At 63.4% G+C, this 21097-nt stretch carries 20 protein-coding genes; 16 read left to right on the top strand and 4 right to left on the bottom strand.

The window, feature by feature from the left end:
• Positions 1-248: 248 nt before the first annotated feature.
• Complete coding sequence (locus tag AC1D1J_RS20150; protein ID WP_477695675.1) at positions 249-1322, top strand: DUF6352 family protein; 1074 nt, start codon at positions 249-251, stop codon at positions 1320-1322.
• A 28-nt stretch (positions 1323-1350) separates the two neighbouring features.
• On the opposite strand, the gene AC1D1J_RS20145 is transcribed toward AC1D1J_RS20150, so the two are convergent.
• On the bottom strand, positions 1351-1662 hold the full coding sequence (locus tag AC1D1J_RS20145) for a cupin domain-containing protein (RefSeq protein WP_477695674.1): 312 nt from the start codon (positions 1660-1662) through the stop codon (positions 1351-1353).
• A gap of 144 nt (positions 1663-1806) precedes the next feature.
• Between AC1D1J_RS20145 and AC1D1J_RS20140 the strand changes: the two genes are divergently transcribed.
• Positions 1807-2640, top strand: coding sequence for an aldo/keto reductase (locus AC1D1J_RS20140; RefSeq protein WP_477695673.1), 834 nt, complete (start codon positions 1807-1809; stop codon positions 2638-2640).
• A gap of 13 nt (positions 2641-2653) precedes the next feature.
• Here the strand turns inward: AC1D1J_RS20140 and AC1D1J_RS20135 are convergent, their stop codons facing one another.
• Positions 2654-3382, bottom strand: coding sequence for a hypothetical protein (locus tag AC1D1J_RS20135; RefSeq protein ID WP_477695672.1), 729 nt, complete (start codon positions 3380-3382; stop codon positions 2654-2656).
• A gap of 257 nt (positions 3383-3639) precedes the next feature.
• Here AC1D1J_RS20135 and AC1D1J_RS20130 point away from each other — a divergent pair, with 257 nt between their 5' ends.
• The 7 genes from AC1D1J_RS20130 to AC1D1J_RS20100 all read left to right on the top strand — a co-directional run bounded on the left by AC1D1J_RS20130 (position 3640) and on the right by AC1D1J_RS20100 (position 9882).
• Complete coding sequence (locus tag AC1D1J_RS20130) at positions 3640-4602, top strand: Bug family tripartite tricarboxylate transporter substrate binding protein (protein WP_477695671.1); 963 nt, start codon at positions 3640-3642, stop codon at positions 4600-4602.
• A gap of 157 nt (positions 4603-4759) precedes the next feature.
• On the top strand, positions 4760-5500 hold the full coding sequence (locus AC1D1J_RS20125) for a GntR family transcriptional regulator (RefSeq protein ID WP_477695670.1): 741 nt from the start codon (positions 4760-4762) through the stop codon (positions 5498-5500).
• 34 nt (positions 5501-5534) lie between these two features.
• The gene (locus tag AC1D1J_RS20120; protein ID WP_477695669.1) at positions 5535-6563 is read left to right on the top strand and encodes a tripartite tricarboxylate transporter substrate binding protein; all 1029 of its coding nucleotides are present in this window, start codon (positions 5535-5537) and stop codon (positions 6561-6563) included.
• A gap of 4 nt (positions 6564-6567) precedes the next feature.
• A complete protein-coding gene (locus AC1D1J_RS20115) occupies positions 6568-7404 on the top strand; it encodes an amidohydrolase family protein (protein WP_477695668.1) in 837 nt (278 codons plus the stop codon).
• Positions 7405-7479: 75 nt separating this feature from the next.
• On the top strand, positions 7480-7641 hold the full coding sequence (locus AC1D1J_RS20110) for a hypothetical protein (RefSeq protein WP_007863796.1): 162 nt from the start codon (positions 7480-7482) through the stop codon (positions 7639-7641).
• 163 nt (positions 7642-7804) lie between these two features.
• Entirely contained in the window at positions 7805-8842 is a 1038-nt protein-coding gene (locus AC1D1J_RS20105; RefSeq protein ID WP_477695667.1) for a hypothetical protein, read from the top strand.
• On the top strand, positions 8839-9882 hold the full coding sequence (locus tag AC1D1J_RS20100) for a hypothetical protein (protein ID WP_477695666.1): 1044 nt from the start codon (positions 8839-8841) through the stop codon (positions 9880-9882). The genes AC1D1J_RS20105 and AC1D1J_RS20100 overlap by 4 nt, the downstream gene beginning before the upstream one ends.
• Positions 9883-9908: 26 nt before the next feature.
• On the opposite strand, the gene AC1D1J_RS20095 is transcribed toward AC1D1J_RS20100, so the two are convergent.
• The gene (locus AC1D1J_RS20095) at positions 9909-10937 is read right to left on the bottom strand and encodes a LacI family DNA-binding transcriptional regulator (protein ID WP_477695665.1); all 1029 of its coding nucleotides are present in this window, start codon (positions 10935-10937) and stop codon (positions 9909-9911) included.
• 329 nt (positions 10938-11266) lie between these two features.
• Between AC1D1J_RS20095 and AC1D1J_RS20090 the strand changes: the two genes are divergently transcribed.
• From AC1D1J_RS20090 to AC1D1J_RS20065, 6 genes are all read left to right on the top strand, one after another.
• A complete protein-coding gene (locus tag AC1D1J_RS20090; RefSeq protein ID WP_477695664.1) occupies positions 11267-11416 on the top strand; it encodes a hypothetical protein in 150 nt (49 codons plus the stop codon).
• A 51-nt stretch (positions 11417-11467) separates the two neighbouring features.
• On the top strand, positions 11468-12757 hold the full coding sequence (locus AC1D1J_RS20085; protein WP_477688275.1) for an ABC transporter substrate-binding protein: 1290 nt from the start codon (positions 11468-11470) through the stop codon (positions 12755-12757).
• A gap of 144 nt (positions 12758-12901) precedes the next feature.
• The gene (locus tag AC1D1J_RS20080; RefSeq protein ID WP_477688274.1) at positions 12902-13891 is read left to right on the top strand and encodes a carbohydrate ABC transporter permease; all 990 of its coding nucleotides are present in this window, start codon (positions 12902-12904) and stop codon (positions 13889-13891) included.
• A 10-nt stretch (positions 13892-13901) separates the two neighbouring features.
• Entirely contained in the window at positions 13902-14969 is a 1068-nt protein-coding gene (locus AC1D1J_RS20075) for a carbohydrate ABC transporter permease (RefSeq protein WP_477688273.1), read from the top strand.
• Between the two features lie 14 nt (positions 14970-14983).
• Positions 14984-15985 carry an ABC transporter ATP-binding protein gene (locus AC1D1J_RS20070; RefSeq protein WP_477688272.1) on the top strand — a complete coding sequence of 334 codons (1002 nt, stop codon included), beginning with the start codon at positions 14984-14986 and terminating at the stop codon, positions 15983-15985.
• A 33-nt stretch (positions 15986-16018) separates the two neighbouring features.
• Positions 16019-18433, top strand: coding sequence for a TIM-barrel domain-containing protein (locus AC1D1J_RS20065; RefSeq protein WP_477695663.1), 2415 nt, complete (start codon positions 16019-16021; stop codon positions 18431-18433).
• 555 nt (positions 18434-18988) lie between these two features.
• Here the strand turns inward: AC1D1J_RS20065 and AC1D1J_RS20060 are convergent.
• Positions 18989-19894: a LysR substrate-binding domain-containing protein gene (locus tag AC1D1J_RS20060; protein WP_477688269.1), complete on the bottom strand. Its 906-nt coding sequence runs from the start codon at positions 19892-19894 to the stop codon at positions 18989-18991.
• 176 nt (positions 19895-20070) lie between these two features.
• Here AC1D1J_RS20060 and AC1D1J_RS20055 point away from each other — a divergent pair, with 176 nt between their 5' ends.
• The gene (locus AC1D1J_RS20055) at positions 20071-21045 is read left to right on the top strand and encodes a Bug family tripartite tricarboxylate transporter substrate binding protein (RefSeq protein ID WP_477688268.1); all 975 of its coding nucleotides are present in this window, start codon (positions 20071-20073) and stop codon (positions 21043-21045) included.
• Positions 21046-21097 lie beyond the last annotated feature (52 nt).

Genomic DNA, 21097 nt, shown 5'->3' with positions numbered 1-21097 from the left:
TGAGGAGACCTTACCCAGTACAACGTGCGTGACGATGGATGGAGTGCTAACAGGCAGTAAAGATTGCGAAACAGAAGGCAGGAATGAAACGGGATGTAATGTCCGCAGCGGCCGGTCTTTCTGCTGATGACATTTTTATTTGAGAAAAATGCCTGAAAGTCAATACAGACGAGCGCGAGCAGCTATCAAAATAGGAGCGACCTGGTTGCGGCGAAAAAATGGCGCGTGCAATATGAGACGATTGTCCCATGCAAGATTTCTGGCCTTCCAGCGGCTTTTCCCGGCTCCAGCGCAATGCACGCGGCTGGCTCGCCCTCTCCGACGACTATCTGCGGCTCTTCCTCGCGCGGCCCGAACTCGCGCTGGTGGAGGAGTCATGCGATGCCGAACGTGCCTTGCACGCCGCACTGGTGGCTGCACCCTCCCGACCGGTAGAGCCCGCCGAATTGGCGGCCCTGCAAGATGCGGATGCGCGTGACAACTACACGCTGTTTTTGCGCTTTCGCGATGGCCTGCTCGCCGCCGGCACGCTGGAGGCGTATTACCTGGGCCTGTTCCCGCGGGACGGAACGGGCCGCATCGACATACCGCCGTTGTTCATCGACCTGGTTGCCCAGGCCGTTGTCCACAATGTGCTGCAGGGTTCCACCGACGCATATGAAGTGCGAGCCGCCGAAATGCTGTTTCGCCCCCAGCGCATCAGCACGCAGGACGGCCAGGTGCTGAGCGGCGATCAGGAGGTGATCGACATGTTCAATGAGACCGGCGGTGTGGGCGACTTTGGCCGCTTCCTGGCGGAGGCCAAGGCGCCGGTGCCCGTGGTTGAACTGCAGGTGCTCAATGACGACAACGCTTTCACGTATTGGCAGCAGCCGGGCCGCCACCGTTTTCTGCTGGACCTGACGCATGAAGTCAGCAACGACCTGAGCCACGGCCTGGTCTTCACCATGGTGCGCGCCCGCTCAGGCCTCAAGGCGCTGGCAAGTGTGTTGCAGAAGTGGGTGAAGCATTTTCTGGGCGTTGAAGTCACCATCCGGCCGGTGCAGAAAGTGGACGATGAAGCCTGGCGCTGGCATGTGGGGCTGGACGTGGAGTCCACAGCCTTGCTCAATGCCCTGTATGAGGGAAGGGACGTTGCGCCCGACCGGCTGCAGCGCCTGGTCAGCCTGTTCCGGCTGGAATTTGTGGACACGCGGGAAATGCGCAGCGATGTGGCGGGCAAGCCGGTGTACCTGGGGTTGATGATGAACGCCGACGGGGTGGTGAGGCTCAAGCCGCAAAACCTGCTGGTGAACCTGCCGCTGCTGCCTGCGGCGTCCTAAAAGCGTGGGCGCATCAAGCCGGATCGTTTCAGTCGTTGCCCTCCACTTCCACCACCAGCACGCGGGCCTCGCCCACCGGCGAAGCCACATGTTCGGTGCCCACGCTCGCGAAAAAGATGTCACCGGTTTCCAGCATCACGGAGCATTGCCCGCAGTTGTCGCGGTAGCGCATTTCCACGCGGCCATCGAGCACCGCAAACACTTCTTCGCCCTCGTTGATATGCCACTTGTAGGGTTTGTCGGTCCAGTGCAGCCGGGTGGTGATGCCCTGCATATTGGCTACCGTCAGCGCGCCCCAGGCGCGTGCTGCGGTGAAATCCTTGCTTCGGATGATCTTCATGTCGGTCTCCATCAGGTGCAGTGAAAGCTTCGCCATGCTACGTCGCGGGGCCGGCGGAACCATGAATTCTTCGGGGGCCATTGATTCCGTATCCGCATCACTGAAATGCACCGTTCAGGACTGCGCGGCGCTAAGATGGTTTGCATGAAAAGCGTATTGCTGCCCTGCGGCGAAGCCGTTTCCTCCCTGGGCATGGGCACCTGGAACATGGGTGACGTGCCGGCGCGGCGCGCCGACGAACTCGCGACTCTGCAGCTGGGCCTGGACCTGGGCTGTACGCTGGTTGATACCGCGGAAATGTACGGTGAGGGGCTGGCCGAAGAACTCGTTGGCGAGGCGCTGCAGGGAAGGCGTGACGAAGCCTTTATCGTCACCAAGGTGTATCCGCACAATGCCTCAAAGGCGGGCACGGTGGCCGCGTGCGAACGCAGCCTGCGGCGGCTGCGCACCGACCGCATTGACCTTTACTTGCTGCACTGGCGGGGTTCGGTGCCGCTGGCCGAAACCATGCAGGCTTTGATGGCACTGCAAAAAGCCGGCAAGATCCGTCATTACGGCGTGAGCAACCTTGACCTCTCCGACATGCAGGAGTTGTGGAAAGTACCCGGTGGTCAGGGCGTGCAAACCAACCAGCTGCTTTACAACCTCACACGCCGCGGCATTGAGTGGGATCTGCTGCCCTGGCTACGCGAACGCAAGGTGCCTGTGATGGCCTATTCGCCGATTGAGCAGGCGCGGCTGTTGCGTCAGGCGGGCCTGACCCGCTTCGCCGCACACCACGGCATGCAACCGGCTCAGGCGGCGCTGGCCTGGGTGCTGGCGCAGGACGGCGTCATCGCGATTCCCAAAACCAGCCATCCGGAACGGCTGCGCGAGAACGCCGCGGCGGCGCAAATCCGGCTCAGCGATGGACAACTGGCTGCACTGGACGTGTTGTTCAAGCCGCCTTCCCGCGCCACCTCGCTGGAGATGATCTAGACCTTTCCAGGGGTCAACGCGTCAGCCACATCCCCACTGCCAGCAAGGCCGCCTGGACGGCCATGGCGATGTAGAGCGGCTTGCGGGAAGGCGTAGCGGCATCCTGAAGCGTCTGGCCAATACGCTGCGCGAGCAGAGTGCGCAACACCGGGTCAGGCGAACCTGGTGCTGGCGCAGGTGCGGCCTCGGCGGCGCGGGCCCGCTGCCATTGCGCCAGTACATCAGCCAGCGGCAGGCGGTTCACCACAAAATTGATCATGCCGCGCACGGCGCGTCCCTGACCCAACACCGGCGCCAATTGCTGACCGATGGCATCGGCCGACAGCATCTCTGACACCCGTTCGAGTGCACCCTTGGTTCGCGGCATGGCCTCGATACGTCCGGCAATCGCATCCGTCAAGCGCTGGGACATGGCTTCTCCATGACCCGTCACGACTTGCTGTATGGCCCGGCTGCGGCCACGCGCCACGCCCAGCATCAGGTAAATCGGAACAAAGGCCAGTAGCAGCATGCTGACCAGCAAGGGCGGTGAAAACAGCAAGGCGAGGATGGCGCCGGCGCCGCCGGCGTGCGCTGCGGCAGGCATGCCAGGGCCGGACAGCCGGCTCAGGTAGAAGAAGAACACGCCACCGCCCAGCAGGAAAGCCAGCAAACCACCCATGGCGACGGAGCTGGCAAACGCCATGCCGGCTTTGGCGCCGGTGCGCACCATGGACGGCGCGGCAGAAGAGTTTGATGACATGCAAGGCCTCCCTTATTTTTTAAAGGGCTGATCATAAGCGGCGCTTGCGGGGGCGCTGGTGGTGCATGGCAGACGCTGCAGCCCGTCCGCGCCATCGCCGATCGAGACGCCGGACCCCTCGGATCACGGCCGGGCCGCGCGGCACCGCCATGTTGTATAGACAGGCCGGCGAATAAAATTGAAGGTCAAACCGGCTGCAAGCGGGTGCTTCTTTTCATTCGCCTTATGCTTGCAAGCCCCATAAGGAGACCTTCCCCATGCTTCGCAAGTTTTTGTCGTTCATCGCTCTCGCGCTCGTACTCTCTGCCGTGCAGGCCCAAACATACCCGGCCAAGCCGATACGCCTGATCGTTCCGTTTCCGCCCGGCGGCGGCACCGACATCCTGTCGCGCCTGGTGGCCAACAAGCTGACCGAGACCAGCAAGTGGACCGTGGTGCCCGATAACCGCGCCGGCGCTGGCGGCACCATCGGCATTGCCGAAGCCGTACGCGCAGCGCCCATGGGCTATGACATGGTCATGGGCCAGAAGGACAACCTGGTTGTTGCCCCCTGGCTCTACAAGAACCTCAGCTATGACCCGACCAAAGACCTGGTGGCAGTGGCCCACGTCGCCTACACGCCGGTCGTGATCGTCACGGGCGTGCAGTCGCGCTTCAAGACCCTGGCCGACGTGGTGGCGGCGGCCAAAGCCGCGCCTGACTCCATCACCTACGGTTCGCCCGGCAACGGCACGACCATCCACCTGGCCGGCGAGATCTTCAACAGCGCCGCCAACATCAAGCTGCGCCACGTGCCCTACAAGGGCTCCAACCCGGCCATGATGGACGTGCTGGCCGGCAACGTGGACCTCATGGTGTCCTCGCTGCCCTCGGCCATCGCCCAGATCAAATCGGGCAAGCTGCGCCCGCTGGCCGTCACCTCGGCCCGCCGCAGCACCTCGCTGCCGGATGTGCCCACGGTGGCCGAACTGGGCTACAAGGATTTTGACGTCAGCACCTGGTATGGCCTCTTCATGCCGGCCGGCACGTCCAAAGACATCGTTGCCACGGTCAATGCCGAGGTCAACAAGCTGCTGGCCACACCCGAAATGAAGGCGGCCATTCACGCGCAAGGCGCTGAGGTACAAAACATGACGCCCGAGCAGTTCTCCGCGTTGCTCAAGAGCGACTACCTCAAATGGAAGGGCATTGTGCAGGCTTCCGGCGCGACCATCGAGTAAGTGGTTCGCTGCTTCTCCGCAAAGAGGCGGCGCCCTGATGGGCGCCGCTTTTTTTTTCGGAGAAGGCCGCTTCTGGTCCCGAAAACTACGTGAAAACCCTGAGAACAGATGCGGGGACGCATGACATGATCTAGTCATCTATAGGACTAGATCAATTATGCATAAGCCTACTCTCACTGTGGTCCCCGCCGAACCGGGCCAAAGCCGTTATGCCGCGCTGGCCGCAGCCTTGCGCGCACGTGTGGTGGCGGGCGAATGGCCGCCGGGCAGCGCCTTGCCTGCCGAGCAGACCCTGGCCGCCGAGCACGGCGTGGCATTGGGCACGCTACGCCGCGCGCTGGAACTGCTGGCTGACCAGGGGTTGATAGAGCGCATCCATGGCCGCGGCACCTTTGTGCGCGCAGGCATGACGGGCGGCACCATGATGCGGTTTTTCCGCTTCGGCGAGGGCACGGGTGAAGTGCCGGCCTCGCACATCGTCTCGCGCCGGCTGCTGGTCGCGCCCGCCGAGGTTGCGCGGCGCCTGGGCTTGGCGCGCGGTGATATGGCGCTGCGGCTGCAACGCGTGCGCTCGCTCTCGGGCCAGCCCTGTGTTTATGAAGAAATCTGGCTGCCACCGGCCCTGTTCGCCGGGCTCGCCGAGGGCGACGCCGGCAGCTGGGGCGACCTGCTCTACCCGATGTTTGCCGAGCGCTGCGGCGTGCATGTGGCCCGCGCGGTCGATGAAATCAGTTTCGGCGCGCTCACGGCGGCGCAGGCCGGCCACCTGGCCTTGTTGGCCGGCCATCCGTGCGCGCTGGTCACGCGCTGCGCCTACGACCTGGCCGGCCATTGCGTCGAAGTGCGCTACACGCGGGGCGATGCCCATGCCTTTCACTACACCGTCACCATCACCTGAACGCCCAGACCCATCACCGAAACCGGAGAAAACCATGTCACACCCAAGCAACCGCCCTGCAAACAAAGCGCAACCCCTGAACCGCTCGCGCCGACTCGTGCTGCAGGCCGCGGGCGCGGCCGTCGCCGCACCCTGGGCCTTTGCCGCCCATGCCGCGGGCCAGATCGCCGGCGGCAAGCCGATCACGCTGGTTGTGTCCTATGCCGCGGGCGGCGGCGCCGACCTAATGGCGCGGCTGATCGCGCCACGCATGGCGGAGTTCCTGGGCCAGACCGTGCTGGTCGACAACAAGCCCGGCGCCGGCGGCCAGATCGCCGCGACGCAGGTGGCGCGCGCCGTGCCCGACGGCACACAGTTGCTGGTCGATGCCTCGTCCTTCGCCGTCAATCCCGCGCTTTATCCCAAGCTGCCTTACGACACTGACACGGCTTTCGCGCCACTGGCCGTGCTGGCGCAGTTCCCCAACGTGCTGGTGTGCACGCCCGGTTTTGAGGCTAAAAGCGTCAAGGACCTGATACGCTTGGCCAAGGCCAAACCCGGGCAGATTGCCTATGCCTCTTCGGGCAACGGCTCGGCCCAGCACCTGGCTGGCGCGCTGTTTGAAGACCTGGCCGGCGTGAAGCTGGTGCACGTGCCTTACCGCGGCGGCGGCCCGGCCATGAACGACGTGATGGCCGGCCAGGTGCCGCTGTTTTTCGCCAATGTGGCTTCCTCGCTGGGGCAGATCCAGTCAGGCCGCTTGCGCCCGCTGGCGGTGACCAGCCGGCGCCGCACACGCGCGCTGCCGGACATGCCGACCATGGAAGAAGCCGGTGTGCCGGCTTACGAAGTGCTCGAATGGAATCCGGTTCTGGCGCCCGCGGGCATCGATGCCAAAAGCAAAGCCGCGCTGATCGCCGCCATCCGCAAGACCATGGCCGACCCTGAGGTGCTGGGACGCATCCGCAGCCTGAGCGGTGAGGTGTTTCCGGATGGTCCCGAAGCGCTGACCCAGGCCTTTCTCAAGGCGCAGCAGCTCAAATGGGGCCGCATCGTGAGGGACCGCAAGATCACTGCGGGATAAGCCGGTGCAAAAATCCGCGCTTGACCCGGTGGCGCCTGGCTGGGACAGTCATGTCCACGTATTTGACGCCGCTGCGGCTGTAGCGCCGGGCCACTACCAGCCCGCGCACCGGCCGCTGGGAGACATTGAGCAATTGGCCCAACACCACGGTTTCGGTCATCTGGTGCTGGTGCAACCCAGCGTCTACGGCACCGACAACACGGTGCTGCTCGACGCCTTGCGCGCCGGTGGCGGGCGCCATCGCGGTGTGGTGGTGCTGCCGCCGTCCATCGACGATGCGGCGCTGCAAGCCATGCATGCGCTCGGCGTGCGCGGTGTGCGCTTTAACCTGGTGTCCCCCGTCGGAGACAGCCTCAAGGCCGGGGAGGGCGACGGCGCCCGGGACAGCTTCCAGGCCCTGGCGCCGCGCCTGCGCGCGCTCGGCTGGCATGTGCAGTGGTATGCGGCACCGCAAGACCTGCCCGTGATCGCGGCCATGCATGCGGCCAGCCCGGTACCGGCGGTACTAGACCACCTCGCCGGCATGCACGCCGGCATTCCCCCAGATCACCCGGCTTGGCGGGCACTGGAGCAACTCGCCGCCCAGGGCGCCTGGGTCAAGCTTTCCGGCTGGTACCGCCTGGGCGCGCAAGCGCCGTACGAGGCGCTGGACGAGGTCATCCGCAAGGTTGCGGGGCTGTTCGGCCGGCGCCTGGTCTGGGGTTCCGACTGGCCGCACACCGCCTTTGCGCCCGACGCGCTGCCCGTCTATGCCAGCACCTGGGAGCCCGTGGCGCGCGCGCTGGTGGCGGCCCAAACACAGTGCGCGCGGGAGCAAGCGCCGGCTGCCTTGTATGCCTGAGAATCCCTGGGCACGGCCCCAGGCCCGGAGTGGCTTAAAATCACGGGCTACGCCATTTTTAACCCGGAGTCTTCCATGCCCAAGAAAATCAGAGTCGAAGCCGACATCTGCGCCCCCAAGCCAGTCCCTCCCAAGGGCTACACCATCACAACCGGCCGCGGCCAGAAGATCAGCCTGGAGCGCGGTTCGCACACCCGCAGCAAAAAGAACCCAGGCAAGCGCCCTCACCAGGGTTGAGCCGGTCTGCTGATGCGGCCCCAGGTCGCATCCATGAAAAAAGCGCCTCTTCGGGCGCTTTTTTCATGGCCAAAATGGCTGGCGTTCGGTGCATTGGGTTCGATGCGGTATCCAATCCAGATAAAAACTCCTCTTGATGGAAGACGGCCATGATGTTTAATCCATGGATAACGTCAACGGGGGGTACCGAAAAATGTTGTCCAGAATTGCAGTTTTCCTGGCATTGATCCTGGGGTTGGGATGTTTTTCCATTTCAAGCGCCCAGCAGCTTGCAAATCCGATTGCAACAAGGCAGATAGGAACGCCGAACGCTTTCCCGATGGCGATCTACAAAAACATCAAAGTGCAGGATTTGAATCAAATCCTGACTGATTCGTTTGTGGAATCCGGCTTCACCCTGCTTGCCGCCAAAAAAGACGCAGACAGCGCCACGGTCTTTCGATTTTCTTATCCCGTGGACAAGAATGGCAAATACGGCGTTGTGATTTTTGGATTCAAGGTAGACGGCACCGTTGTCAATGGCCGGTGCATGAACTGTTTTTTGCGATGGGGAAAAATACAGGACGAAACGGACATCGGGAAATTTCCATGGATGGTCCAGTACGATCTGAGCAGCAGGCTCTACCCGGACATCGACCAAGCGTATTCGTCCATTAAAAACAAATCCCTGAACTACCTGGATCCCCAGCGCGGGTTTGATTACAAAAACGCATGGGACGGAGAGCGTAATCGCTGGGCTTACAACAACTCCTACGTCAAGGTCAAACTGCCGGATCTGAAGCGGGAGTGGGTCCATGCCCTCACTGATGCCGGATTCATCCTGTTGCGCGACAGCAACCCTGCCGCCGATGCCTCCGATTCCGTTGTGGCATTTTCATTTCCCATCGACGGCGATAAACCCGGTGGGGTGGTCTATTCCATTCACTTTGGGAGCCAGTTTGATGCCGATGGGCTTTGCTACCCTTGCGAAGCCAGGCCGTTGTATGACCCCTACCAGACATTGCCGCCCGCTGGTTTGTCTGCCATGCCCGGCAGGCTGACGCTGGCTTCGCGGTTTGAGGCCGGCCTCAACAGCGCATACGACCAGATCAAGGTGTCGACGGAACGCAATCTTCGGCCAGGAACCCAGTTCACCCGGCCGCCAAAATACGTTCCCCCCGGCTCAGCGCGGCCACCTCCCGTTATTCTGCCGGTGACATGAACCTGCGCTGGCCGGTCGGTACCGCCAATCATGGCCCGCTCCTCTACGGTCCGTGGTTTGACAGGCTGTTCCTCTTTGGCACTGCCGGCATCGCACTGGTCCTGGGTGCTTTGGCAACGATCTCGCCCGCGATGTTTGTGGCGGTGGTACTGGTCGATATCTGGTTGTTTGCCAGCCCCCACGTCATTGCGACCTACACCCGCATCGGTTTTGACAAAGCCCATGTCAAAAGGCACTGGTTCCTGATTTTTGGTTTGCCGCCCATCGTGCTTGTCGGGGTCACGATGGTCGCGCTGGCCTATGAGCTGGGTGGCCTGTTCACCCTGTACTTCATTGCCCAGACCTACCATGTCACCCGGCAGTCGTTCGGCATTGCAAGGGCGTACAGAAGGGCCGACCCGCGGGCAGCAGGCCCAGATCGTTTGTCGGAAAGCCTGATCTACCTCTTTCCGCTTTGGGGCTTGATGCACCGGTGTACCGCGACCCCCGAATTCTTCTTTGGCTACCCCATCTACCTTCCGCCTGTGGACGCCGCGCTGACAGGCGCAACAGGCATCGTCGCCGTGTTTGTGTGCGCATGGTGGGGGTATCGGCAGGTGCGCCTTGCGCTGGCAGGGCGACTCAACGTGGGGCATTGCCTGTTTGTGGCATCGCACCTGCTTGTCATGGCAGTCGCTTACCTGTGGGTCACGGACATCACGTCGGGATGGCTGGTGGTGAATATCTGGCACAACCTGCAATACCTGCAGTTTGTATGGCTGCAGAATGTGCGCCGTGATGCGCAGTTGTCGGGCGCGGACGGCCAACGATCCATCGGCAGTCAGGATATTCAGCGCCTGGTCAAGCCATTCAAAAATGCGGCCAAATACCTGACCGTATGCTTGGTGTTGGGCGCGGTGATGTACGAAGCACTGTCGGTGGCCGGCCAGCAACTGATCTGGCTAGGCTTGCCCGCCGTTTTCATTTTGCATTTCACCGTGAACTTCCATCACTACCTGGTGGACGGCGTGATCTGGAAAAGGCCTAAGCCCGGCGCGTGACGCATCCGGCGCAGGCCTGGCCGGTTTCAGGTCTCGAGCGCAGCCGCCATGCGGTGCGGCATGAGGCGTTCGCGTGGCGCTTCGCCGCCCCACAGGCTCAGCATCAGGTCCACAATGACCGGTCCGAAGTCCTGATGCGGAATTTCGACCGAGGTGAGCCACGGGGCGAGCCAGGCATTGATCGGGTTGCCGTCGATGCCGACCAGCTCGCAGTCGCCGGGCACCCGGATCCCGCTCTCGCGGGCCACGCGGTGCAGCCCATAGGCGACTTGGTCGCTGATGCACATCGCGCCACGCGGCCAGCCACCGGGCGCCGCGAACTGGGCCCCGGCGGCGTAGCCGATTTCCAGGTGCGAGATGCCCGGGGCCTCTACCCGACGGATCCGGTCGGCTGACAAGCCTCTGGCGCCGGCCCGCTCGCAGAAGCCCTGCACGCGTTCCCTGGTCGTGGACGATCCGCGCGACGGAAATACCACGGCCGGCGCGTCGATGCCGCGGTCGAGCAGGTAGTCTGCAGCGGCGGCGCCGGCCGCCAGGTTGTCGGGCCCCACGAAGGAACATGTGCCGAACGGGCTGCGCCGGCTCACGAAGACCATAGGCGCACCGCGCTCCACGAAGTCGCGCAGGCCGGCACTGGGCTGGGCCGCGACCATCACGTAGCCCTGCACGACCTGCGAACGCATGGCGTTGAGATAGTCGTCCTGCAGCTCCGGCCGGTCGTGCGTGTCGCACAGGATCATCGTGTAGCCGGCCTCGCGTAGCGCGGCCTCGGTGGAGGCGGCCAGCGTGGCCATCACCGGGTTGTCGAGGTTGGCGGCCAGCATCGCGACCAGGCGGCTCTCACGGCTGCGCAGCGCGCGCCCCAGCTGGTTCGGGTGGTAGCCCACGGTCTTGATCGCCTCGCGCACGCGTGCCAGGGTTTCCGGCGAAGCCCGCCGGGTCTCGCCGTTCACGATGCGCGAGACGGTGGAGATTGAGACGCCGGCCTGCACGGCGACTTCGCTCAGCGAAACCGGGCCGACGCCCTTGCGCCTGCGCGGGGTGTCGTCGGTCATCGGTGCGGGCGGCAGGCCTGCCGGGTCTGGACGCCGCAGCGAATGTCGGGTTGGCGCGAAGGCCGGTCATGCGGATGGCCAGGCGGTAGGCCGGCGAGTGGAAAGCGAAGCATCAATGGGTCGTATTTTGGGAAAACAAGGGGCCAAGGGGCGAGGGCAGGTGGCCGACCGGTGGCCCGTTCAGTGCGGGCCAAAGACAAAACATATAACCAACATATAACCGAGAAAGCCGCCACTGACAAGTATGGCAAACGATTGCCAAGCGTTGGCAAACGTTTGCCATAATAGCCAAAACCGCCAACGATCGCAACACAACGGCACAGGACGACATGGTTTTCACCTCCAGCAGTACGCACAGCGACGGCGAGCCTCTGCCGATACTCCTGCTGGTGATCGCGGCGATCTACAGCGCCGCGGCCACCCATCCCGGCCATGCGGGCTGGGCGTCGCTTGCGTCGGCCGACGACGCGCATTCCTGAAGCCGACGACCGATCGGCCCCACCTTCGTTTTTTTCCAGAAAGAGACAACCATGAACTTCCAGCTTCGTTTTCTCGCCAGGCGCGCCACGCGGGCCGGCCTCCTGGGTGCCGCCGTCGCCACGCTGGCCACCAGCGCCTTCGCCGACATCCGTGTCATGTGCTACCAGGACGGCAATGAATGCGATGTCACGGCCGACCTCATCAAGCGTTATGAGGCCCAGAACGCCGGCGCCAAGGTGATCCTGGACGTGGTGCCCTACAAGACGGTGGTCGAGCAGTTGCCTGTCCAGCTCGCGGCGGGGCAGGGGCCCGACATCGCGCGTGTCGCCGAAATCGGCGGCCTGTCGAAGAACTACATCGACATCAGCGCCCATGTGAAGGACCGCAAGTACTGGGAAGACAACTTCGGCAGCACCTTGCCCTGGATGCGCAACAAGGCGGGCGACAAGGGCATCTACGGTTTCCTGTCGCAAATGACCATGACCGGCCCCTTCGTCAACAAAACCTTGTTCGAGCAGGCCAAGGTGCCCATGCCCGGCCCCAAGGCCACCTGGGAAGAGTGGGCCGACGCGGCGCGCAAGGTGGCCAAGGCCACGCAGACCCCGGCCGCCATGGCCTGGGACCGTTCCGGCCACCGCTTCGCCGGCCCTGCCGTGAGCTACGGCGCGAAGATTTTCGACGCCAAAGGAAACCTCACAGTGGACGCCGGCTACAAGACCGCCGTGGGCAAATTCGTTGCCTGGCACAAGGACGGCACCATGCTGAAAGACGTCTGGGGCGGCTCGGGCGGCTCCAGCTATGCCGATGCGGTGGGCGAGTTCAAGAACGGCCGCGTGGTGATGATCCTGTCGGGTTCCTGGCAGATCAACCGCATGCAAAAGGAAATCGGCAACGCCTTCGACTGGGTCGCCGTGCCCAACCCCTGCGGACCTGCTGCCTGCTCGGGCATGCCCGGCGGCGCGGCCTGGGTGGCCCTCAAAACCACCAAATCTCCGAAGGAAGTGGGCCGCTTCCTGGACTTCATGGCGCAGGAGGCCAACGTCGCCGAATTCGCTTCGCGCACCAACAACATCCCAGCGCATGCCGGCGTGGCCAAAAAAGGCGTGGACTACCCGAGCGCCGGCCCGGCGGCGCGCGCCGCACTGGGCGTGTTCACCAGCGGCACCGCCACCATCGCGCCGCCGGCCTACGCGTTGCAAGGCTACAAGTACAACCGCGCCTTGATGCTGCCGACCGTGACCCGCGTCACCCAGGCCATCGTGGGAGAAATCAGCGTGGACGAGGCCGTGATGAAGATCGGGACCGACATGGCCGAGGCGGTCAAACAAGCCGAGAAGTAGTTGTACACCCCCGTGGCGCGCACTGCGTGCGTGCCTCCCCCCTTGCAGGGGGCGATACCTGCGGCCTGGCGGAGCCAGTTCCGCGGTATCCCCTGGCGTAAGACTGGGGCGCAGGTGGTGCTTTGACAGTAGATCGGAGTCGGTATGTCGGTTTTTTCGACCTTCCTGGGTTTTTTGTTCAACCTGTTCGAGCCGATCTTCCGGCTGGGCCAGAAATGGCTGGGCGCCTCGCGCATAGGCTGGCTCTTTGTCGGCCCCAATCTGGTGGTGATCAGCATCTTCACCTTTTTACCTATCGTGGTGAACCTGGTGTATGCGGTCACGGGCGGGGTGAACCTGCTGCCCACGCAGCGGCCTTTCACGGGGCTGGAGAATTTCGCCATCCTGCTTGAATGCCGCGACTACACCGACCTGCAGACCTGCCGCACCGACATCTTCTGGCGCTCCATTGCCAACACGGTGAAGTTCAGCCTGATCCAGGTGGCGTTGATGGTGTTCTTCTCGCTGGTGACGGCCTTGGTGCTGAACCGAAAAATCATAGGCCGTGGTTTCTGGCGCGGCGTGTTCTTCTACCCTGTGTTGTTGTCGCCGGTGGTGGTGGCGCTGATCTGGAAGTGGTTGCTGCAAAGCCAGGGCGTGTTCAATGCCGGCCTGGTGGCCATGGGTGCCTCACCGATGGACTGGTTGCTGGACCGGCACTGGGCTTTTTTCTGGGTGGTGGTGGTATCCATCTGGGCCCACATGGGCTTTTACACGCTCATCCTGCTGGCCGGCCTGCAGGCCATTCCGAAAGACGTTTACGAAGCCGCTGAGATGGACGCCGCGCCGCCATTTCGTGTGCTGAGGCGCATCACCTTACCGCTGCTCATGCCCAACCTGATCGTGGTGCTGGTGCTGGTGATGATCCGCGCGGTGCAGAGCTTTGACGAAGTGTTTGTGCTCACCGGCGGCGGCCCGGGCTCGGCCACCACCTTCATCGTGCAGTACATCTACCAGACCGGTTTTGCCGAGCAGATCCACCTGTATGGCCTGGCAGCCGCGGCCTCGCTGATTCTGGCCGTGGGTCTGATGGGCCTGACGCTTGCGCAGTTGCGGCTGTCCAAAGCCGGCGAGGCCGGAAAAATCAAAAAGTAAGGAAAAAGCGATGGCCAATTTCCTCACCCGCACGTACTCTGACAAACAGGGCCACAAATACGGCGGCACCCGCCTGCACTGGACCGACTGGGTCTCCTACGCCTACCTGCTGGCCGGCCTCATCGTGATGTTCGGCCCGGTGCTCTGGCTCGTGATGTCGTCGTTCAAAACCGAAAGCGCGCTCAGCCAGTTCCCACCGACCTTTCTGCCCTACAGCCAGAAGGAGGCGGTGGTGGCCGGTTACGACAAGCCCCTGCCGCTGTTCCGTGCCAAGGACGAGCAGGGCAACATCCGCGAACTGGCCCAGGTGCGCCGCATCGGCCTGGTCGCCACCATGGTCGACCCCGCGGCGCCGCAGACTGAACTGCGCGTGAACATCAACGACCGCAAGCCGGTCAATGAGCTTAAATTCGCCGGCGGCAATTACACCGAGCTGTTCGGCAAATTCGCCTTCGGCACTTATCTGTGGAACAGCGTGTTCATCACCGTGGTGGCCACCATCCTCACGTTGCTGTTCAATTCAATGGCGGCCTTCGCGCTGTCCAAGTACCAGTTCACCGGGCAGAAGACGGTGTTCGTGCTGATCATCGCCACGCTGATGATTCCGCCCACCATCATTTTGGTGCCCGCCTTTTTGGTGATCTCCGAACTGAATCTGCTGAACAACCTCTGGGGTGTGATCCTGCCTGCGGTGGCCACGCCCACCGGCGTGTTCCTGCTGCGCCAATACATGCTGACCATCCCCGACGAGCTGCTGGAGGCCGCTCGCATGGACAACGCCAGCGAGTGGCGCATCTACTGGAAGATCATCCTGCCGCTGGCCGCTCCGGCGATGGCGGTTCTGGCCATCTTCTCGTTCATGTGGCGCTGGAACGATTTCCTGTGGCCGCTGATCGTGCTGTCCAAGTCGGAGCACTTCACCTTGCAGCTCGCGCTCAATGCCTTCCAGGGTGAACTCAACACGCAGTGGCACTACCTGCTGGCGATGACTGTGATCACCTTGATTCCGATCACCCTGGTCTTTGCCTTCCTGCAGAAATACATCGCCACAGGCATCGCCAGTGCCGGCGTCAAATAACCAAGGACTCTCCCGTGGCCACTCTTGAACTCACCAGCGTCGTCAAAACCTTCGACAAAGCCACCATCATCCATGGCGTGGACTTGACCGTTTCCGACGGTGAATTTGTGGTCTTCGTCGGCCCCTCGGGTTGCGGAAAATCCACGCTGCTGCGCATCATCTCGGGGCTGGAGCCCGCCAGCGCCGGCGACATCCGCATCGACGGCCAGCGTGTCAATGACGTGAGCGCCGCGCACCGCGGCTGCTCGATGGTGTTCCAGTCATACGCGCTCTACCCGCACATGAGCGTCTACGACAACATGGCTTTCGGCCTGGAAAACCTGGGCGTGGCCAAAGCCGTGATCGAGAGCAAGGTCAATGCCGCCGCCACCATGCTGCAGCTCGCGCCGCTGCTGCAGCGCAGGCCCACCCAGCTCTCCGGCGGCCAGCGTCAGCGCGTAGCCATAGGCCGCTCCATCGTGCGCGAACCCAAGCTCTTCCTGTTCGACGAACCGCTGTCTAACCTCGATGCCGAGCTGCGCGTTTCGATGCGCGCAGAGATCCGCGACCTGCATGCCCGGCTTGGCGCGACCATGATTTACGTGACACACGACCAGGTCGAGGCCATGACCATGGCCGACAAGATCGTGGTGCTGCGCGCCGGCCGCATCGAGCAGGTCGGCTCGCCGCTGGAACTGTACAACCGGCCCTGCAACCAGTTTGTGGCCGGCTTCATCGGCAGCCCGCGGATGAACTTCGTGCCGGTGGCTCAGATGCCTGGCGCCAGGCCCGGAGCCCACACCGTGGGCATCCGGCCCGAGCATGCGCAGCTCACCAACGACGGTCCGCTGGAGATGAAGGTGTCGCAGGTCGAGCAACTCGGCAGCACCAGCATCTTGCATGGCAACGTGGTGCCCGATGCGCCTTTTGAAATCATCCTGAGCGGGCAGACCAACATCCAGCGCGGCGACACCGTCAAGGTGACCGCACCCGCAGAGCACCTGCATTTCTTCGACCAGAACGGCTTGCGTCTTTGAACCTGCGCCACCCGAAACATTGACCAGCCGACCATGCGCCTTGACCAAGCTCCCACTTTCGCCCTGCAATCGCGCAGCGGCAACCACCTCGTCCTGAACAGCACCAGTGGCGCCACGGCCCACATCTGGGTGCTCGAAGAAGACATCGTTCGTGTGCTGGTGCTGCCGCAAGGACGGCTGCAGATGCCGCGCAGCTGGACCGTGGCGCCTGGACTTGAAAACTTGCCCGTTGAAGGCCGCGACCGCTTCGACGTGAGCGGCTTTTCGCTGCCCGCATTCGAACTCAAGGAAGAGGGTTCGCAACTACAGATCACCACCGGCGCCGTGCGCCTGACCGTCGCGCTCAAAGGTTTTTTCTGCCGCTGGGAAAGCCGGCAACAGGGCCGCTGGCAGGCTACAGCCTCCGACCGCACCACGCAGAGCTACAACTTTGGATGGTGGGACGAAAAGGTCTACCACTACCTGCAGCGCGAACGCGGCGAGGCCTACTTCGGCCTGGGCGAGCGCGCCGGCGATGCCAACCGCGCCGGCCAGCGCTACCGCATGTGCAACCTGGATCCCATGGGCTACAGCGCACGCAGCACCGACCCGCTGTACAAACACATCCCGTTCTACATCACGCGCAAAGGTGGTGAAAAAGACGCCGGCCTGTGTTTCGGTTTGTTCTACGACACCTTGTCCGATTGCAGCTTCGACATGGGCCGGGAGATGGACAACTACCACGGCCACTACCGTTACTTTGTGGCCGACCACGGCGACCTCGACCTGTATTACATCGCCGGCGCCGACCCGGCCGCCATCACGCGCCGCTACACCTGGCTCACCGGCCGGCCCATCTTCCCGCCGCGCTACGCGCTGGGCTATTCGGGTTCGACCATGAGCTACACAGACGCACCGAATGCGCAGGAGCGCATGGGCGAGTTCCTCGAACGTTGCGAAGAGCACGATATTCCCTGCGACTCCTTTCATCTATCGTCGGGCTACACCTCGATCGGCCCAGGCCGCTACGTCTTCAACTGGAACCGCGAAAAATTCCCCGACCCGGCGGCCTTCGTGCAGAGCTACCTCGACCGCGGTGTGCGCCTGGTGCCGAACATCAAGCCCGCGCTGTTGCGCGACCATCCGCGTTTCGAGGAAGCCCGCCAGGCTGGCCTTCTTGTCAACGATCCGGATGGCCAGCCCACCGCCATACAGTTCTGGGACGGCACCGGCGCCTACCTCGACTTCACCAACCCCGCCACCATCGCCTGGTGGAAGAAGCAGGTGACCGAGCAGCTGCTCGAATACGGCATCCCCGCCACCTGGAATGACAACAACGAGTACGAAATCTGGAGCGACAACGCGCTGGCCCACGGCTTCGGCATGCCGCGTCCCGCGCGCGAGGTGCGCCCGCTGCAGACCTTGCTGATGATGCAGGCGTCGCATGCCGCGCAGACCGAGTTCGCGCCCGCGGAGCGGCCCTACCTGGTGTCGCGCTCAGGCGCCGCCGGCATGCAGCGCTATGTGCAGACCTGGTCGGGCGACAACTACACGGCCTGGGAAACGCTGCGCTACAACATCCGCATGGGCCTCGGCCTGGCGATGTCGGGCGTGTCCAACACCGGGCACGACATAGGCGGTTTTTCCGGTCCTGCGCCGGGGCCCGAGTTGCTGCTGCGCTGGGTGCAGCACGGCATCTTCCTCCCGCGCTTCAGCATCCATTCGTGGAACGACGACAAAACCGTCAATGAACCCTGGATGTACCCCGAGGTGACGCCCCAGGTGCGCGAGCTGATCCGCCTGCGCTACCGGCTCATGCCTTACCTGTACGACCTGGTATGGCGTTACCACAGCGCCTACGAACCCATCATCCGGCCGACGTACCACGACTTCCCGGAAGACACGCACTGCCTGGAAGAAAACGACGACATGCTGCTGGGCGCCCATTTGCTGGTGGCCTCGGTGGTCGAGCCCGGCCAGACCGAGCGCCGCGTGTGGCTGCCCGGCACCAGCGGTTGGTACGAGGCGCACACCGCTCGGTACGTGAAAGCCGGCCAGTGGATCACGCTGGATGCGCCGCTGGACGGCCCGCCCCCGTTGCTGGCACGCGAAGGCTGCGCCGTACCGCTGAATCTGGGAGAGATCCATTTCGCAGCGGTCGAAGATCTGCGCGGCTTCCAGGTCTTTCCCCATCAGGGTGCGGGAAGTTTCGAAGCAAACTGTTTTGAAGACGACGGCCATAGCCAAGCCTGGCGCAGCGGTGCTTATGGGCAGTGGCGCCTGCGTGTTGAGTCCACCGCGCAAGGCCTGCACATCGCAGTGCTCCGTGAGGGCGCACGGCCGCCCGTGCAAGCCAACCTGGTCTTGCTGCTGCCGGCGACAGAGCAACGCCCGCTTAGCTTTGACGGCGGGGCGCTGGTGCAGGATCAGCTCGAAGGCGCCTGGAGGCGGCTGACGCTGAAGCTTTGACTCTATATGGGGGTTGTGGCAAGGGCCGCTGCGACCCCGGGACAGCGGACCACTAGGCCTGGGGTAAAACCGTGACGGTGAAACACGATGGCCGGAGTTCTGGCACGTCCTTTGCATGCTGCTCTGCAGTGACGATGATTCACTACGGGAGGCTTCAAATGTTGGTCCTGATCTTGCGACCCCTTGCATCTGTTGGCCTGGCAGCCGCTTTGACAACAACCGGCCTACACGCCTCAGACGTTGCCGCCGCCCGCCCGGTCAGTCCAGCCAGCCAAACGCAAACCCTGCGTGTGCCGGACCACAATGTCAAACCGGTCAACGCGGCCAAAACCAGGGCCGAGGCAAAACGCACGCTGGGTACGAATCCGGCGATGCCGCTTTGGGAAGGCCCCTGGGGTCCTCACCATTGAGGTGGACTTCGACGGAATTTTTGACTTGGCCCATCGCACTCTCCGGCGTCTCTGGTGTGATTGGCCTGGAGCGGCAACTTTGCGCGTTGATCAGTCTCCTGGACCACGCCGCCTCGGCCTCATTCAGCTGGCCACCGCCGGAGCCTCAAGGGGCTGGCGGCGACTGGCTCGTCAACCACTGGCGCAGCGATTGGATCACGGGCGCCTTGGCGCGCTCGTTCGTCGTCACCAGAAAGTAACTGCGCGGCGAAATAAAGGGCTTGTCATTCAGCTTGACCAGGCGCCCGGTCTGCAGTGCCGATGCGCTCACATAGTCCGGCGCCAGTGCGACGCCCAGACCGGCCTCCGCTGCCGTTAATGCAAGCGACAGCAGACCGTAGTGGGCACCCGGCATCGGGACTTCTACAGACGCGCCCAGCTGCCGCAGGTAGGCCGGCCATGAGTTGGGCACCATGCTCTGGTGCAGCAAGGGCAGCGCTGCCATTTGCGTGCCCGTCAGCGGCGCCGCCAGCCGGCTTAGCGTGGGCGCCGCAAGAGGAAAGGAGTGCAGGGGGTGTAGCAGGTCGGCCACGCAGCCGGGCTCCGGCCCTTCGCAGTAGACGATGGCCGCGTCCAGCCCCGAGTCGCGCATGCTGATGGGCCCGGTATGCGTGGCCACGTCCAGCTGGATTTGCCGGTGCGCGATGGCGAAGGCGCACAGCCGAGGCATGGCCCACAGCGTGCCAAAGGTGGTGGGCACAGACAGCCGCAATATCTTGCCTGGCATGGAGCCCATGGACGCGGCGATGGTCGCTGACTCCAGCTCGTCCAGCAGGGTTCGCACCCGCCGCAGGTAGCTGGCACCGTCAACCGTCAGCTCCATCCCGCTAGTTGTGCGCCGGCACAGCGCTACGCCGACAAAGCTCTCCAGGTCCGACAGCTGGCGGCTCACCGCGCTTTGCGTCAGGCCCAGTTCATCGGCTGCTGCAGTGATGCTCAGGCGCCGTGCAATCACCTCGAAGGTGTTGAGGTTGACGATGGAGGGCAGGTGGCGCTGCGTCGGATATTTCATGGTGGGTGCGGCCATTATTGGCATGGCATCCGTTCGCCCGCAATGAAAAAGGCTATGCGGGCATGAAATAAATGCAGGGGGGCATGCGTTTATTCCGTTGGACAGGCCGGCGCGCATGTCAGATATTCAGGGCGCCGCAGTGGGCGGCCCCTCAAGAACAGAAGTTGGAGTCATAGATGTCGAAATTTCAAGCGCGCCTTGTACTGCTGCTGGCGGCGGCCACGCTGGCTGGCACCGCCCTGGCGGCGGATTGGCCCGCCACCCAGCCTATCAAACTGATCGTGCCCTCGGCCGCCGGCGGCACGCCCGACCAGACCAGCCGCAAGCTGGCCTACTACCTTCAGGACAAACTCAAACAAGCGGTGATCGTCGAGAACCGCCCCGGCGCGGCAGGCACCATTGCCATGCAGGCGGTGGCCACCGCCAAGCCCGACGGCTACACGCTGGGCTTCGGCAATATTGTGACCATGGCCATCAACCGCAGCCTGATTTCCAAGATGCCCTACAACCCCGATAAAGACCTGGCGCCGGTGGCCGTGCTCTCGCAGGTGCCCAATGTGCTGGTGGTCCGCCATGGCCTGCCCATCGCCTCGGTGCGTGACTTGGTCGTCTATGCCAAGAGCCACCCGGGCAATCTGACCATGGGTTCCGGCGGCAACGGCACCACCAGTCACCTCAGCGGCGAAATCCTCAAGGAAAAAGCCGGCATCAGCTTCAGCCACATTCCCTACCGCGGGGCCCCGCAGGCGCAGACCGACCTGATCGGCGGGCAGATCGACTTCATGTTTGACAACCTGCCGTCCATGGTGGGCGCGATCCAGTCGGGCAAGGTGCGTCCGCTCGCGGTTACCAGTAAACGTCGCTCGGCGCTGCTGCCCGACGTGCCGACCATGGAAGAGGCGGGCATTGCAGGCTTCGAGGTGGTGGCCTGGGGCGGCATTGTGGCACCGACGGGCACGCCTCGGCCCGTGATCCTGCGCCTGAACCGTGAGATCAACAACTGGCTGCAGGCACCTGCGACCAAAGCCGAATTCGCGCAAGTGGGGCAGGTCGCGCTTGGAGGAACCCCCGAGTTTTTCAAGACGCATATTGACAGCGAGGCGAAAAAGTGGGGTGACGTGATCCGCAAAGCCGGAGTAAAGCTTGACTGAATGTGCCTGGCCTTTCGCGTAGGCCTGCTGTTGCGTTTCGGCTATTCACTTC

Source organism: Polaromonas sp. P1_F8 (assembly GCF_056405635.1).
The sequence above is the reverse complement of the archived record's forward strand: the minus strand, read 5'-3'. Positions and strand labels throughout refer to the sequence as shown.